Source organism: Natronocalculus amylovorans (genome assembly GCF_023638035.1).
In the GTDB taxonomy this organism is placed as follows: Archaea; Halobacteriota; Halobacteria; order Halobacteriales; family Haloferacaceae; genus Natronocalculus; species Natronocalculus amylovorans.
The window spans coordinates 743,239-759,172 of sequence record NZ_JAKRVX010000001.1 but is presented as its reverse complement, the minus strand read 5'-3'; the positions used below and the strand labels follow the sequence as shown (position 1 = coordinate 759,172).

13 protein-coding genes are annotated in these 15,934 nt (G+C 53.2%); 12 read left to right on the top strand and 1 reads right to left on the bottom strand.

Annotated elements, in window-relative coordinates:
* Nucleotides 1-21 precede the first annotated feature (21 nt).
* The 3 genes from AArcSt2_RS04025 (at nt 22) to AArcSt2_RS04015 (ending at nt 5,018) form a co-directional block, all read left to right on the top strand.
* A complete protein-coding gene (locus tag AArcSt2_RS04025; RefSeq protein ID WP_250583153.1) occupies nt 22-3,555 on the top strand; it encodes a DNA polymerase II large subunit in 3,534 nt (1,177 codons plus the stop codon).
* Between the two features lie 202 nt (nt 3,556-3,757).
* Complete coding sequence (locus AArcSt2_RS04020) at nt 3,758-4,051, top strand: DUF7130 family rubredoxin-like protein (protein ID WP_174652386.1); 294 nt, start codon at nt 3,758-3,760, stop codon at nt 4,049-4,051.
* A gap of 55 nt (nt 4,052-4,106) precedes the next feature.
* A complete protein-coding gene (locus AArcSt2_RS04015) occupies nt 4,107-5,018 on the top strand; it encodes a ketopantoate reductase family protein (protein ID WP_250583051.1) in 912 nt (303 codons plus the stop codon).
* On the opposite strand, the gene AArcSt2_RS04010 is transcribed toward AArcSt2_RS04015, so the two are convergent.
* A complete protein-coding gene (locus tag AArcSt2_RS04010) occupies nt 5,015-5,182 on the bottom strand; it encodes a DUF7556 family protein (RefSeq protein ID WP_174652388.1) in 168 nt (55 codons plus the stop codon). The genes AArcSt2_RS04015 and AArcSt2_RS04010 overlap by 4 nt on opposite strands.
* A gap of 136 nt (nt 5,183-5,318) precedes the next feature.
* Between AArcSt2_RS04010 and AArcSt2_RS04005 the strand changes: the two genes are divergently transcribed.
* The 9 genes from AArcSt2_RS04005 (at nt 5,319) to argC (ending at nt 15,930) form a co-directional block, all read left to right on the top strand.
* Nucleotides 5,319-6,176, top strand: a complete 858-nt coding sequence (locus tag AArcSt2_RS04005) for a CBS domain-containing protein (RefSeq protein ID WP_174652389.1) — start codon at nt 5,319-5,321, stop codon at nt 6,174-6,176.
* Entirely contained in the window at nt 6,177-7,973 is a 1,797-nt protein-coding gene (glyS, locus tag AArcSt2_RS04000) for a glycine--tRNA ligase (protein ID WP_250583049.1), read from the top strand.
* 8 nt (nt 7,974-7,981) lie between these two features.
* Entirely contained in the window at nt 7,982-8,605 is a 624-nt protein-coding gene (locus AArcSt2_RS03995) for a diacylglycerol/polyprenol kinase family protein (RefSeq protein ID WP_250583047.1), read from the top strand.
* Nucleotides 8,606-8,631: 26 nt separating this feature from the next.
* Nucleotides 8,632-10,569, top strand: a complete 1,938-nt coding sequence (locus AArcSt2_RS03990) for a PAS domain S-box protein (protein ID WP_250583045.1) — start codon at nt 8,632-8,634, stop codon at nt 10,567-10,569.
* A 301-nt stretch (nt 10,570-10,870) separates the two neighbouring features.
* Complete coding sequence (locus AArcSt2_RS03985) at nt 10,871-12,124, top strand: argininosuccinate synthase (protein ID WP_250583043.1); 1,254 nt, start codon at nt 10,871-10,873, stop codon at nt 12,122-12,124.
* Between the two features lie 2 nt (nt 12,125-12,126).
* The gene (gene argH / locus AArcSt2_RS03980; protein WP_250583041.1) at nt 12,127-13,596 is read left to right on the top strand and encodes an argininosuccinate lyase; all 1,470 of its coding nucleotides are present in this window, start codon (nt 12,127-12,129) and stop codon (nt 13,594-13,596) included.
* Between the two features lie 221 nt (nt 13,597-13,817).
* The gene (lysW, locus tag AArcSt2_RS03975; protein ID WP_174652395.1) at nt 13,818-13,988 is read left to right on the top strand and encodes a lysine biosynthesis protein LysW; all 171 of its coding nucleotides are present in this window, start codon (nt 13,818-13,820) and stop codon (nt 13,986-13,988) included.
* Between the two features lie 2 nt (nt 13,989-13,990).
* Nucleotides 13,991-14,884 carry a lysine biosynthesis protein LysX gene (gene lysX / locus AArcSt2_RS03970; RefSeq protein WP_250583038.1) on the top strand — a complete coding sequence of 298 codons (894 nt, stop codon included), beginning with the start codon at nt 13,991-13,993 and terminating at the stop codon, nt 14,882-14,884.
* Nucleotides 14,881-15,930, top strand: a complete 1,050-nt coding sequence (gene argC, locus AArcSt2_RS03965; protein WP_250583036.1) for an N-acetyl-gamma-glutamyl-phosphate reductase — start codon at nt 14,881-14,883, stop codon at nt 15,928-15,930. Before lysX ends, argC begins: the two co-directional genes overlap by 4 nt.
* Nucleotides 15,931-15,934: the final 4 nt, after the last annotated feature.

The following is a 15,934-nucleotide window of genomic DNA, read 5'->3' as shown; positions in this document are numbered from 1 at the left end:
CGAGGGGGTATCGGTATGAGTATGCGGCCGGAAGACGAACGCTATTTCGGACGGATTGAGGATCGGTTGGATGAGGCGCTTGCACTGGCAAGCGAAGCGAAAGCACAAGGAAAGGATCCCGAAACGGAGATCGAGATCCCGGTTGCACGGGATATGGCCGATCGAGTCGAGAACATTCTTGGGATTGATGGGGTTGCAGAGCGGGTCAGAGAGCTCGAAGAGCAGATGTCTCGTGAGGAGGCCGCCCTCGAACTGGTAAACGATTTCGTTGAGGAAACCGTCGGCGACTACGATAGCCGAGAGGGGAAGATCGACGGTGCGGTTCGAACCGCTGTGGCACTGTTAACAGAGGGTGTTGTTGCAGCGCCAATCGAAGGAATCGATCGGGTTGAGCTGCTCAAAAACGATGATGGAACCGAGTTTGTCAACGTCTACTACGCAGGTCCAATCCGATCCGCTGGTGGGACTGCACAGGCACTGTCGGTACTTGTTGCGGACTATGCACGATCGCTGCTCGGCATTGCGGAATACAAAGGCCGGGATGATGAGATCGAACGATACGTCGAAGAGATCGGTCTGTACGACAAAGAGACTGGACTGCAGTACTCACCAAAAGACAAAGAGACCCGTTTTATTGCCCAGAATATGCCGATTATGTTGGACGGTGAGGCAACCGGGGATGAAGAGGTCTCCGGCTACCGTGATTTAGAACGGGTTGATACAAACTCCGCTCGCGGTGGAATGTGTCTCGTGATGGCGGAAGGGATTGCACTGAAAGCCCCGAAGATACAGCGCTATACCCGACAGCTGGATGAGGTTGAGTGGCCATGGCTGCAGGATTTGATCGATGGGACGATCGGAAAAGAAAGCGGATCCGAGGAGACCAACGATGGCTCCGATGTGGATAGCGACGAATCAGAGAGTGAGACGGAGGCAGACGAAGAACCAGAAACGGGCGACTCTGAGGGACCGGTTCGAGCCGAGCCTGCAACAAAGTTCCTTCGTGATCTGATTGCGGGGCGGCCTGTGTTTGGACATCCATCCGAACAGGGTGGCTTTCGGCTGCGGTATGGCCGCGCGCGAAATCATGGCTTTGCGACCGCAGGCGTTCACCCTGCAACGATGCATCTGATTGATGATTTCCTTGCAACAGGGACACAGATCAAAACCGAACGGCCAGGGAAGGCAGCCGGTGTTGTCCCTGTTGATTCGATCGACGGTCCGACAGTCCGACTTGCAAACGGTGACGTTCGGCGGATTGATGATCCACAGGAGGCGCTTGAGATCAGAAACGGTGTTGAGAAGATTATCGATATTGGGGAGTACCTGGTTAATTTCGGTGAGTTCATCGAAAACAACCATGCGCTCGTGCCAGCGTCATATGTGTATGAGTGGTGGACTCAGGATATGGAGGTTGCTGGGGCGAACGTACAAGCGATGCTGGATGATCCCAGAATGGATCTTGACGATCCAACGCCAGATGAGGCGATCGAGTGGGCAACAGAGTATGACTGTCCGCTGCATCCACAGTACACCTATCTGTGGCACGATATTTCTGTAGACGAGTTTCTCGCGCTTGCGGATGCCATTGATTCAGGAGAGATAGTCGATGGGATACTCGCCATCGAGCGAACGGACATGACCCAGCAGGCGCTCGAACATCTTCTTGTTGAGCACACAGCAACGGCGGATGCCCTTCGTATTCCGGAGTGGCGGCTGGTTGTTCGATCGCTTGGGATGACAGAGAGCCTTAGAAAATCGTGGACGAAGGCGGACCTCAGCGATCGGGCGCTGACGTGGGACGGTGGAGCCAACGCAATGGAAGCGGTTCGTGAGGTCGCACCGTTTGAGCTGCGAGAGCGTGCGCCAACCCGGATCGGGAATCGAATGGGGCGGCCCGAAAAGTCAGAAAAACGTGACCTCTCCCCAGCGGTTCACACGCTATTTCCAATTCGTGAAGCCGGAGGGAATCAGCGAAGCGTCGGCCAAGCGTCGCGGCAGATGGATGACAAAGGCCGACGTGGCGTCTTTGATCTCCAAGTTGGCATGCGCGAGTGTCCGAGCTGTGGCGATCACACGTATAAATCACAGTGTCCGGACTGTGGCGATCATACGGAGCCATACTACGAATGTGATGACTGCGGGATCGAGTGTGAGCCGGATGAATCCGGCCGTGTTCTCTGCCCCCGATGTGAGTCGGAGATTTCCTCCGCTGTGTGGCAAGAGGTCAGTGTCCGAGCGGAGTACCGCGGTGCATTAGAGTCGCTTGGCGAGCGCGAGGCCACATTTGATATTCTGAAGGGTGTCAAAGGCCTTACCTCCGCGCACAAGATTCCAGAGCCGATGGAAAAGGGCGTGCTGCGATCGAAACACGGCGTCTCCTCGTTCAAGGATGGAACTGTCCGCTACGATATGACTGATCTGCCGGTGACCGCGGTTCGACCGGAGGAGCTTGATGTGACAGTTGATCATTTCAAAGAGTTAGGCTATGAGACGGATATCAACGGCGATCGGCTCATACATGATGACCAGTTGATCGAACTGAAAGTCCAAGATATTGTTCTTTCGGATGGTGCCGCGGAGCATATGATTCGGATTGCCAACTTCGTCGATGAGCTGTTGACCGACTACTACGATCTACCGGCGTTTTATGAAGTGAACGGACGGGATGATCTGGTCGGCGAACTTGTATTCGGAATGGCTCCACACACCTCTGCTGCAGTTGTTGGGCGTGTTGTTGGCTTCACAGCAGCAGCAGTCGGGTATGCACATCCGTACTTCCACGCCGCGAAACGGCGCAACTGTGACGGTGACGAGGACTGCGTGATGCTGCTCATGGATGGATTGTTGAATTTCAGTAAATGCTATTTGCCTGATAAGCGAGGGGGCTCGATGGATGCGCCGTTGGTGATGTCATCACGGATCGATCCCTCCGAAATCGACGACGAGGCGCATAATATGGATATTGTCCGGCAGTACCCACGCGAGTTCTACGAGGCGACCCTCCGGATGGCAGACCCAGGTGAGGTTGAGGAGTTGATCCAGATCGGAGAGGATACGCTCGGGACGGATGAGCAGTATCGTGGATTCGATCACACGCATGATACAACGAATATCCACATGGGTCCAAGTCTGTCAGCGTACAAGACCCTTGGTTCGATGATGGATAAGATGGATGCACAACTGGAACTGGCTCGAAAGCTTCGGGCAGTAGATGAGACCGACGTTGCAGAGCGAGTGATTGAGTATCACTTTTTGCCCGATCTGATTGGAAACCTTCGAGCGTTCTCCAGACAAAAAACACGCTGTCTTGATTGTGGTGAAAAATACCGGCGGATGCCACTGACCGAGGAGTGTCGCGAGTGTGGCGGGCGGGTCAATCTCACCGTACATCAAGGCTCTGTGAACAAATATATGGATACCGCAATTGAGGTGGCCGATCGCTTCGGCTGCAGAGAGTACACGAAACAGCGACTTGCGATCTTGGAAAAGTCGCTTGAGTCGGTCTTTGAGGATGATACAAACAAACAAAGCGGAATTGCCGACTTTATGTGAATTGTAACTGATAATTCACAAATTAACGAAACTACGTTTAAATTGAATATGTAACTAGATATGGCCACAATCAGTAGATGTATCACCCGTAATTCCGCTCCAGTACATGATATATCACAATTTCTGATGTGTTTGTTTGTTCAAAAATCAAGAAATGATAACTATTGACATCGTTAAGTTATTGGTTTGCGTATCTGCAGGTATGAGCAACGCAACAGAAACGATCGAGCTTGAGCTGAGAGACACCGTCTACGATGCGGATGGGACTGAGCTTGGAGTTGTTCGCGGGTTCGATGATGCAGGGTTCTATGTGGCGGCAAACGCCCATGTCGAAACGATCAGCGCCGATCGCACACCGGGGAGTTCCGTTGGTGAGGCGTACTTGATGTGGCGCTGTTGGGAGTGTGGCGAAATGGGGGAGTTGGATACGCTTCCGGAGTCCTGTCCTGCATGTGGTGCGCGAAAAGAAGAGCTGTACTACTGGACTGAGGACTGAAACGACAGCCAACGCTGATCGACGGAGTTGAGACGATCGAGGGAAACAGAGCCACATGGAGATCGTTGTCATTGGTGCTGGGAGCCTTGGAACGCTGATCGGTGGCTTGCTTGCCCGCAAGCACGCGGTGACATTGGTTGGCCGAGGCCCGCATATGGCCGCGATCCAAAAAAACGGGCTGAATATAACCGGTGCGATCGACGAGCAGACATATCCACAGGCAGTGACCGATGCAACAGGGGCGGACGCAGCGCTTGCAGTTGTGACTGTCAAAACGTATGATACAGCAAGCGCGATCGAAGTCATCAAAAGCGGCTCGTATCAAGCCGTTCTGTCGCTCCAAAATGGGCTTACAGAAGAGCAATTAGCAGCAGCGATCGATGCAGAAGTGCTTGCAGGGACGGTCACGTACGGTGCACAACACACTGAGCCTGGAAGAGTCACGTGTACTGGGATTGGAGAGGTTGTCCTTGGCGCACATGGTGGTGGCAAGAGTAGCCACGCGGACCGTGCGGGGGATGCCTTCGATCAGTGTGGAATCAATACCATTGTTGGGACAGATATGCCAACACGGCGGTGGAAGAAAGTCGCAGTGAATGCAGGAATCAATCCCGTGACCGCGCTCGCGCGCGTCAAAAATGGGGCATTGCAATCAGAGCCGTTGCGGACGATCGCACGGCAAGCGACGAAAGAGTCAGCGCGAACCGCGCGGCAAAGCGGCGTTCCGCTCTCAAACCGAGAGGCGATCGCCGAGCTTGAGCGTGTGGTTACAGCAACGGCTGCAAACCGTTCATCAATGTTGCAGGATGTGGATGCAGGCAAGCGAACGGAGATTGATGCAATATGCGGTGTTGTCCGTGAGAGAGCTGATCGCTACGGGGTTGACGTTCCAATGACGAAGACACTGCTCGGACTTATTCGGGGCTGGGAAAAAGAAAACGAGGTTCGAGAGTCAACAGACGATTAGCACCATTCTGAAAGGACTGGCGCGTCGGTTGTCTGTACCGACACCCACGCCTCATCGCGGGACACATCCGCAATAATAAGCGTCGAACGAGCGTTTGCTGCTTCAACTGAGGCCATAACCTCAGTGTCCGAATCGTCCGAGCCTGGTGTGGGGTTCGGTGTCATGGTTGACAGTCACACCCTCTAGTATATAAACCCGTCGAAGCGAGAGTCAAATAATAAACATATTCATGTATGGTTTACGGTTCGAAAAGCGATCGCTTCGGAGTATACAAGAGGCTGGCCAACGGTAGAACCGTTTATGAACGTAGCAGACGCGATGACGCCAGCCGAGAAGTTGGTGACGGTTTCGTTGCCAGGTACTCGCGATGATGTTTTAACGTACTTGCAAGATCACGGCTTTTCATCGGTTCCAGTTGTAAAAGATGTAGACGGTGTGTCGGTTTTCCGTGGACTTGTCTCCCGGGATGACTTGATTGAGAATCCGGATGAAGACCAGCTTGCGCTTTTGATGCGAGAAGTCCCAACGATCGGAACGGATGCAACGTTGTCGGAGGCCGCTGCGCTGATGGTCCGGGAGGGTGCACGACGTGTTCCAGTTACATCCGGCGCGGAACAGCCAACGCTTGATGGGATCATTACCGTCACGGATGTAATTCGAGCGATCGCACGTGGAAACGCAAACGGTGAGGCCACCGTTGGCTTGCTCGCAACAGCAGAAGTCAATACCACATATATCGAGACACCACTGCCTGTGGCAGAGCGAGAGATCTACTACTCAAACGTCCCGTACGCAGTCGTGTTGGACGATGATGCAGAGATGGCAGGCATCATCACGGAGGCAGATATAGTCAAAGTTGCGCGTGTTGTTGAAGGTGAGGACAACACTGGTGAATCGATCGCAGAACAGGACTCAGAATGGGCATGGGAAGGAATCAAAGCAGTCGGTGGACGCTACCTCCCAACCCGAAACGTCGAAATCCCAGTCGAGCCGGTTTCGGAGTTCATGACCGCAGATACGGTAACCGTGAGCAAACGGAGAACGGCAAAAGAGGCAGCCCAGGAGATGATTTCATCCGATATTGAACAGATTCCACTTGTTTCTGGTGGTGAGTTGGTCGGAATGGTTCGGGATATTGATCTGCTGGAGGCAGTATAGATGGCAAAACAAGCAGACATTATGGAGCTCTCGAAGCGCCGAGGGTTCTTTTTCGGCTCGAACGAAGTCTACGGCGGTGTTGCAGGGTTCTACACCTTTGGTCCACAAGGGGCAGCACTGAAACGGAACGTTGAGTCAGCATGGCGTGATCAGTTTACCGTCAGACTCGGTAATGACGAGATCGAAGCACCAACCATCATGCCTGAAGCGGTGTTTGAGGCGTCAGGGCACTTAGAGGGCTTCGATGATATGCTGGTTGAGTGTGCCGAATGTGGACAGAGCCATCGTGCAGATCACTTGATCGAGGACAACGTCGCGGGGATCGAGGATGCTGAAGCGCTTGGACTCGAAGCAGTAGGCGAACTCATCGCGGAACACGAACTTGAGTGCCCCGCATGTAGTGCGTCGCTCGCAGGCGAGCCGGTTGAGGATTTCAACCTCATGTTTGAGACATCGATCGGCCCGGGAACGGGACAGCCGGGGTATATGCGACCGGAGACGGCGCAAGGAATCTTTGTTGAGTTCCCGCGACTGCGAGAGTATGCGCGCGGCCAACTGCCGTTTGGTGTGACACAGATCGGTCCAGCCTACCGAAACGAAATCAGCCCACGTCGGGGGATTATTCGCGTGCGCGAGTTTACGCAGGCTGAACTTGAGCAGTTCATCGATCCAGAGGAGGATGAGCCACCACTTGCTACCGTTGAGGATGTTTCGGTGACGCTATATCCGGTTCCAGAACAGGAGTCGGAGAATGGCGAATACATTGAGACAACGATCGGCGCGGCAGTCGAGGCAGGAACGATCGCCTCCCCATGGGTTGCATACTTCCTCGGAATTGCGCAAGAGTGGTACGAACGAGTGGGGGTGGATATGGACCGATTCCGGTTCCGTCAACATCTCCCTGGTGAGCGCGCACACTACGCTTCTGACTGTTGGGATGCAGAGGCGGAGATTTCGGGCAACTGGATCGAGATTGCAGGCTTTGCATATCGTGGCGATTACGATCTCTCAAAGCATGGCAAGTACTCCGATGAGCGCTTTACCGTATTCAAACGATATGATGAGCCACAGACCGTAGAAAAGGCCGTTGTTGATCCGGATATGTCCGCGCTTGGCCCAAAGTTCGGGGGGGCCGCAGCACAAATTGCAGACGAGCTCACAGCGCTGGCTGAGCGCGATCCGAGTGCGTTTGATGCAGAGACTGTCTCTGTTGAGGTTGATGGTGAGCGCTACACCGTCGAAAGCGACATAGCTAATTTCTCGGTCGAAGAGCAGACAGAATCCGGAGAACACATCACACCACACGTTGTCGAGCCATCGTTTGGTGTTGGCCGGACCGTCTACACGCTACTGGAGCACGCATACAGCGAGGACGAAGTTGACGGTGAAGAGCGGACATATCTCTCGCTTGCACCGGAAGTTGCGCCAACCGATGTTGCAGTGTTCCCGCTTGTCAAAGAGGATTCGTTGTTGGGTCTCTCCTCGGATATTCTCCGGGAACTGCGATCAAGCGGACTGAGCGTGACATATGATGAGTCGGGGTCGATCGGCCGTCGCTACCGCCGACAGGATGAGATCGGAACCGCATTCTGCGTCACAGTCGATCGAGATGGAATCGAAGGCGACGAACCAAACACAGTGACGGTTCGTGAGCGGGATACCGCAGCACAGGTTCGGGTACCTGCTTCGGAGCTAAATACGGAGCTATCAGCGTTGTTACGTAGCGAAGATAGTCGATCGTTTGATGATCTCATCGAGGCCTACACAGTTGTCGAAACAGGTGTTTCGACGGAGTAAGAGCCAGCGTGTCACTTGAACTTGGAAGACGGGTAGTCCATGCAAGCGGTGTTGGAATTCCGCTGTTGTATTTGTTGAACCTCGCAACGTGGACACAGGTCAGATATGTGTTGCTGTTAGCAACAGCGATCGTTTTTATATTGGAGTTTCTTCGGTTGGGTGTTGGGTTGAATCATCGGATCTATGATGAACTCACACGGGAGTATGAACAGGAGTCGATCGCAGGCTACGCATTATATATGATAAGCATGTCCGCGGTTGGATTGATGTTTACGCCAGTCGTTGCGATTCCCGCAATGTTGATGTTGAGTATTGGCGATCCGATTAGCGGAATGCTTGGTTCAAATGGTCCACACGAGCACAAGGCACCACAAGTATGGATTGCCATGTCGATCGTCTGTTTCACACTGGCTGCGGTGATTGTTGTACCAGCGGTTGGAGGGTTCATCGCAGTGCTTGCAGCCGCTCTCGGTGCAGTGGCGGCGGCGATCGCAGACGGGATTAAACCAATCATTCGTGGGATCCCAGTGGATGATAACCTTACAATTCCACCCGCGGGGGCACTGGGAATTGCGATCGTGCTCTGGCTTGGCGGTGTTGGGCCAGTAGTCGATCCGGTAGTACCATTTTAGTATCCCCGTGGAGTAGGTGGTTCACAGTGCAAGAACGTAGAGACCATAGGGCAGTCTCGGATAACAGTCAACAGCAGGGAACTCAACGGGTTAAAAACCTTGATACAGCGGCGCTTCGAACGGTTATTAATGCTGTTGATGACATCATTTTCGTTCTTGATGCAGAGTATCGACTACAGTACTGGAATGGCTCATTAGAGTCACTGACAGGCTACAGTGCCGATGAGCTAGCCGGAAAGAACGCACTCGAACTTATTCCAGAAGAGGGGGTTGCAGAAACAAAAAATAAGATAGCAGACATTCTTGACGGCGCAACGGTGCACCTCAGGGGTAAATTACAGGCTGCTGATGGAACGCAGATACCGGTCGAATATACTGCAACACGTCTTGATAGACCAGAACAGACCGATTTAATCTGCGGTGTGGTGAAGGATCTCACAGCGTACAAAAAGCGAGAGCAGCGACTGAGAGAACAAACCGAACGCTTCGAGTTGCTGACCGAAAACCTCGATGAAGTGGTCTGGATCAGAGAGGGAGATAAGAAACAGGTTGTTTTTATTAGTGACTCTTATGAGCGAATTTGGCAACGATCGCCGGACGAGCTATATGAAGATGCTGACGCATTCTTGGAGACAATATACCATGAAGACCGCGATCGAGTGACAGAAGAATTAACGCGCGCAGATACAGCTGATTTGGATATTGAGTACCGAATTAGTCGGCCAAATGGAGATATCCGGTGGATACACGATACTGCCAAAAGCGTATATAATGAGGTTGATGAGTCAATTCAGATTGTTGGTATTGCACGAGATATTACCCACCGAAAGCGGCGTGAGGACCAACTAAACGCATTACATGACGTAACGCAGTCGCTTATTGAAGCAGAAAGCCGGTCGGAAGTGGCACAGATCGCCGTCCGTGCATCAGATCTGATTCTTGGATTCGATAAAGTTGGGCTCCATCTGTACGATGCGGAGACCGAACAGTTGGAACCGATCGCACATACACAAGCGCTAGAACGAGTGCTTGGAGGGGAGCCACCAACGTTCGAGCGCGGTGATGGGTTAATTTGGGACGCATTCAATAGCGGGGTGGCAGTGTATCATAACGAAATTCAATCGGACCCTAACCGGTATAATGACGACACACCGTTCAGAAATGAGCTACACGTCCCACTTGCAGAGTATGGTGTGATTGTTTTTGCTTCGACGAGTGCACTACCGTTTACACACAACGAGCGGTCGCTTGCGGAGCTTTTGGGCGCAAATATTCGCTCAACACTCCGAAGCATCGAGCGAGAGGAACTGATTGCTACGCAGCGCGATCGGTTAGACGAGCTGTTGGGGATCATTTCGCATGATATACGCAATCCGCTCAATATCGCAAATGGGCGCGCAAAAATGGCATACGAAACGGGAGATGTTACCCATCTCGAACCAGTCATTGATGCAATAGAGCGTGTTGAGTCGCTTACAAATGATCTCTTGTCATTGGCTGGTGGTGATCGGGATGGCAAGACACATGAACAGTTGTCGCTGGATGAGTGTGTCGCTGACGCATGGGAAATGATCGAACACGAGCAAGCAACGCTCTCTGTTGAAGATGCACTGCCAACCGTCTCTGGGTCGGAGAGTCAACTACGACAGCTCTTTGAGAATCTCTTCAGTAATGCTGTACGTCATGGTGGAGAAATAGTCTCAATCGGTGTTGGAACAATCAACGATGGATTCTATGTCGAAGACAATGGGCCGGGGATTCCAGCAGATGTACGCGAGAGCGTATTTGACATGGAGTACTCAACTGCAGAAGAGGGGACCGGATTTGGTCTGATGATTGTCGAACAGGTTGTCGAAAATCACGGATGGTCAATCTGTATTGAAGAGAGCAAATCAGGTGGCGCACGGTTTGAAATTCGGTTTGGAACACAAAAGACCCCGAAAACGCCGAATGTGGATGACTAACAGACATCACGACATCCTTTTGTACGATTGGATCACATAATTCGATAATGAACGGAACTCGCCGTTTTGATTCGCTCTGTTTCCGAGAGCGGCGGGTCCGACAACCACGACACCGACCACGACCGGTCGGTGCTCGGCGACGGCCGGCCCTTTGGGCCTAAATTATACTTACTTTCCACGTCGCCGTCGAAGATGTTCCCTCAATACCATCCAGTTTTTGGTCGCATAGTATCCAGTATCTTATTTTATTTCAAAAGCTAAAGCGTTGAATTTAATAGGTGCAAGGTATGAGAAGGAGGTAATGACACAGCGCGTGGCACTCGCGTTCAGCGGTGGACTTGACACAACAGTATGCGTTCCGCTCTTAGAAGAAGAGTACGGATACGACGAAGTAATTGGAATCACAGTCGATGTAGGACAGCCAGAAGCGGAGTTCGTTGAAGCCGAAGAGACGGCAGACGCACTCGATCTTGAACACTACGTGATCGACGCAAAAGATGAGTTTGCACAGCTTTGTCTTGACAGCGTTCGCGCAAACGCGGATTACCAAGGGTACCCACTCGGAACTGCGCTTGCGCGCCCAGTAATCGCGAAGGCGATTCTTGAATTAGCGATCGAAAAAGGCTGTACGGGGATCGCACACGGCTGTACTGGAAAAGGAAACGATCAGCTCAGATTCGAGACGGTCTGGCGTGGAAGCGATCTTGAAGTGATCGCACCCGTGCGTGAACTCGGCCTCACACGCAAGTGGGAGATGGAGTATGCAGAAAAGAAAAACCTCCCAGTGCAGGGTGGCAACGAAGGTGTCTGGTCGATCGATACCAATATTTGGAGCCGCTCGATTGAGGGTGGAAACCTCGAAGACCCAAGCTACGTCCCACCGGAGGACATCTACGAGTGGACAACAGCACCAACGGGTGAGACAGAGACAATCGAGCTCGAATTCGAGAACGGCTACCCAGTTGCGCTTGACGGTGAAGAAGTGACACCGGTTGAGCTGATTGAGATTCTTAATGAGAAAGCAGGTGCCTACGGCGTCGGCCGGACGGACATGATGGAGGATCGTATGCTCGGACTCAAAGTTCGCGAGAATTACGAGCACCCGGCAGCGACAACGCTTCTCAACGCACACAAAGGGCTTGAAGGGCTTGTGCTGACCAAAGACGAGCGCGACTTCAAAATGCAGGTTGACAACGAATGGTCCCAGAAAGGCTATGAAGGACTCGTCGATGCACCGGTTGTCAAAGCGCTCGAAGGATTCATTGCGGAGACACAGACAAAGGTCACCGGTACGGTGACGATCAAATTCCAAGGTGGACAAGCACGCGTCGTTGGACGTGACAGCGAGTACGCCGTGTACTCCGAATCGGCAGCGTCGTTCAACACCGAGACGGTTGACGGAATTGAGCAGGAAGATGCAACCGGCGTTGCAAAATACCACGGCTTCCAGAGCCGTCTTGCAAACCAGGTCACTGCGTCAATTGCACAAAAGAACACAGAGACGGAAGATGACGAAGAGCCGAAACTGAAAGCAGACGGCGGCCAGCTCGAATAACAATGTCTGAGAAACGCTCCGAGACAGTGATTCGTCGCGATCGCTTTAGCGGCGGGCCTGCCCGTGGGTTCATGTCGAGTCTGCAAGCAGATGAGCGCATTTTTGCTGCGGATCTCGCGGTCGATCGCGCACATACACTCATGCTTGTAGAGCAAGAGATACTCAGTGAGTCTGAGGCAGGCGCAATTCTTGGGGCGTTAGAGACAGTCGAAGCGGATGGGCACAGTGCACTTCCGGATGGAGAGGATGTCCACGAAGCGATCGAATCAGCCGTGATTGGTCACATCGGTCCGGATGGCGGTAAGATGCATACCGCGCGAAGCCGCAACGATGAGGTTGCAGCGTGTATTCGCTACCAACTTCGTGCAGATATCATTGATGCGATCGAAGCAACGATCGCGCTTCGGGAAGGACTGATCGAAACGGCACGCAAACACGTCGAAACAACGATGCCCGGCTATACGCATCTACAGCCAGCACAACCGATTACGGTTGCGCACTATCTGTTGTCCTACGAGGCAACAGTCGCGCGTGATACAGCACGACTGGTTGATGCGTACGATCGCACAAATCAGTCACCGCTCGGTGGCGCTGCGTTTGCTGGAACACCGTTCGATATCGATCGCGAGCGCACAGCAGAGCTACTTGGCTTTGACGGCGTGATGCGCAACTCGATGGACAGCTCCTCAGCGCGTGATTTCCTTGCGGAGACAACCGCTGCACTAGCAACACATGCGACGACGTTGTCGGGACTTGCAGAGGATCTAATTATTTTTGCGAACAAAGGGTTCGTCGATCTCGCAGATGCGTACTCATCAACATCGTCAATCATGCCGCAAAAAAAGAATCCGGATACACTGGAGCTAACGCGTGCGGTTGCAGGTGATGCAACTGGGGCGCTAACTGGATTGTTGACAACGTTAAAAGGGCTTCCACGTGCGTATAACCGCGACCTACAGCGTGCGCACGGACACACATTTGAGGCGATCGATGTCGTCAGTGAAGCAACGTTGATCGCAGCCGGTGCGGTGACGACTGCAAGCTGGAACGATGAAATACTCGCAGACGCTGCAGGAGATGGGTTCTCAACGGCCACGGGAATCGCGGACCTGCTCGCAATGGCAGGGCTACCGTTCAGAACCGCCCATGAGGTAGTCGCGGATGCTGCAGAAGCGGCTGAATCAACGGATTCGAAAGTTACTGCCGCAAATCTTGACGCGGCCGCGCAAAAGGTACTGGGTGAGTCACTATATGAGTATGTGACAGCGGAATCGATCGAAGATGCGCTTGACCCACACCAAAGCGTTGTGAGTCGTGACTCTCAGGGCGGGCCTGCACCGACGGCAGTTACAGAGACGCTTGAAAAAGCAGTGGATGAGCTGCAGATTGCAGAAAACGCACTTGTCGATCGGACCAGTTCGCTTGCGGCTGCAACTGAGATGCGTATGACAGAGGTGCAACAGTATGTCTGAATGCCAACCGCGACGAGTGCCACGAATGCGACCCCGGCGGGTCGTACGACAACCCCCGCGGTCCCCCTTGGGGACAGATATCTAAACATGAAATTTAACCGAGAATTTCTACGAATTGCTGAAACGCCTGATATCTCCGTTAGCTGAGCCTCTATCTTTTGTTTAATTTCTGACAAGTTCGAAGCCTTTATGTATTCATACCCAGTAGAGGTAGGTACACTATGACAGAAGCAGAATGCGTCGAGTGCGGGGCTGAGCTGTCCCTACACGACGATTTGGAAGCTGGAGAGATTATTGACTGTGGAACCTGTGGCGCAGAGCTCGAAGTTATTGACACCGAGCCGCCAGTCCTCGACCGAGCCCCTGAGCTCGAAGAGGACTGGGGTGAGTAACAGTGCACGTCGGAATACTCTACTCTCGAATCCGCCGCGATGAGAAACTCCTCCTCTCTGAGCTTCGCAATCGCGGTCACGATGTCGAAAAAATCGACGTCCGTAAACAGCAGTTTAGCTTAGACGGGACGACAGCGGATATTTCGAATCTCGATCTTGTGGTCGACCGCTGTCTGGCAACGAGCCGATCGCTGTATGCGACCGAGTTCCTCGAAAGCTACGGCGCAACCGTGATCAACAGCCCAAAGACGGCTGATATTTGTGCTGACAAAGCAAAAAACAGTCTCGCGCTCGCGAATGCAGGCGTCCCAACACCAGTGACGAAAGTCGCATTCACGACTGATGCGGCGCTCGAGGCGATCGAATCGTTCGGCTATCCATGTGTCCTGAAGCCAGTCGTTGGCTCGTGGGGACGCCTAATGGCAAAGATCGACTCGCGTAACGCCGCAGAGGCTATCTTAGAGCACAAAGCAACGCTTGGGCACTACGAGCACAAAGTGTTCTATGTCCAAGAGTTCGTTGCAAAACCAGGTCGCGATATTCGCGTGCTGGCAACGGATGGTGAGCCGATCGCTGCGATGACGCGCTCATCGGATCACTGGCTCACAAATGCGGCAAAAGGTGGGAAGACAGCCGCATTCGAGTTGGATGAGACTGCGCTTGAGCTTGTGAAGAAAGCAAGCGACGCAGTCGGCGGCGGGCTACTTGGCGTCGATCTGATGGAAGTCGGTGGTGCAGGAAGCGGCGAATACACTGTCCACGAAGTGAATCACACAGTTGAGTTCAAAGCACTCAACGAGGCGACACCAGTCGATGTCCCAGCAAAGGTTGTCGATTGGATGGAAGCAAAAGCGGCCGAAACGAGCGACGAAAAGGCGGAGGCGCCAGCGATATGAGCGAGGGTGAAACGCTCAGTGCTGCCGTTATTGGTGGCTCGGGATTTACTGGTGGCGAGCTACTGCGTCTGCTTGCAGGTCACCCGAACTTTGAGATTGCACAAGCAACCAGTCGATCGTACGATCGTAAAACCGTTGGATCGGTGCATCCGAATCTCCGCGGCGTCGATCTGCGATTTTCAGACCCTGCAGATCTTGAATCGGTAGATGTCTTGTTTGCAGCAACGCCACACGGCGTCTCAATGGGACAGATTGACACCTTTTTTGAGCACGCAGATACCGTTGTTGATCTCTCTGCCGATTTCCGTTTGAACACGGTTGAACAGTATGATGAGTGGTATGATGGACACACTGCGAGCGAGTATTTAGATAAAAGCGTCTACGCACTGCCGGAGCTTACTCGTGAAGAGCTCCCTGGTGCAGAACTAATCGCAGGTGGTGGCTGCAATGCAACGGCAACCATTCTTGGCCTGAAACCGCTGTTCGATGCGGAGATTCTCGACGGATCAGAGCAGATTGTTGTTGACGTGAAAGTAGGCTCCTCAGAGGGTGGTGCAGGCGGTGGCGAAGCGTCAAGCCATCCGGAACGATCGGGAATCGTTCGGCCATACGCACCGATCAGCCACCGCCATGAGGCCGAGATCGAACAGTTCCTCGGCGTCTCGGTTTCGTTCACCGTTCACGCGGTGGATATGATTCGTGGAGCATCGGCAACCTGTCATGTCTTCCCGGGCGCACCGGTCTCGAAGGGCGATCTCTGGAGCGCATACCGCGGTAGCTACGAAGATGAGCCGTTCATGCGGCTGGTTGCAGGCGGAGGTGGCGTCTACCGCTACCCAGAGCCGAAAGCAGTTGCAGCAACGAACTACGGTGAGGTCGGATTTGAGCTGGACCCATCGAACAAGCGGATTGTTGTCTTTTCGGCGATCGACAACATGATGAAGGGATCAGCCGGGCAAGCGATCCACGGCGCAAATATCGCGCTCGGGCTTGAAGAGACAGCAGGGCTCGAATTTATGGGTCTACATCCGGTTGGAGCACCGTAGCTGA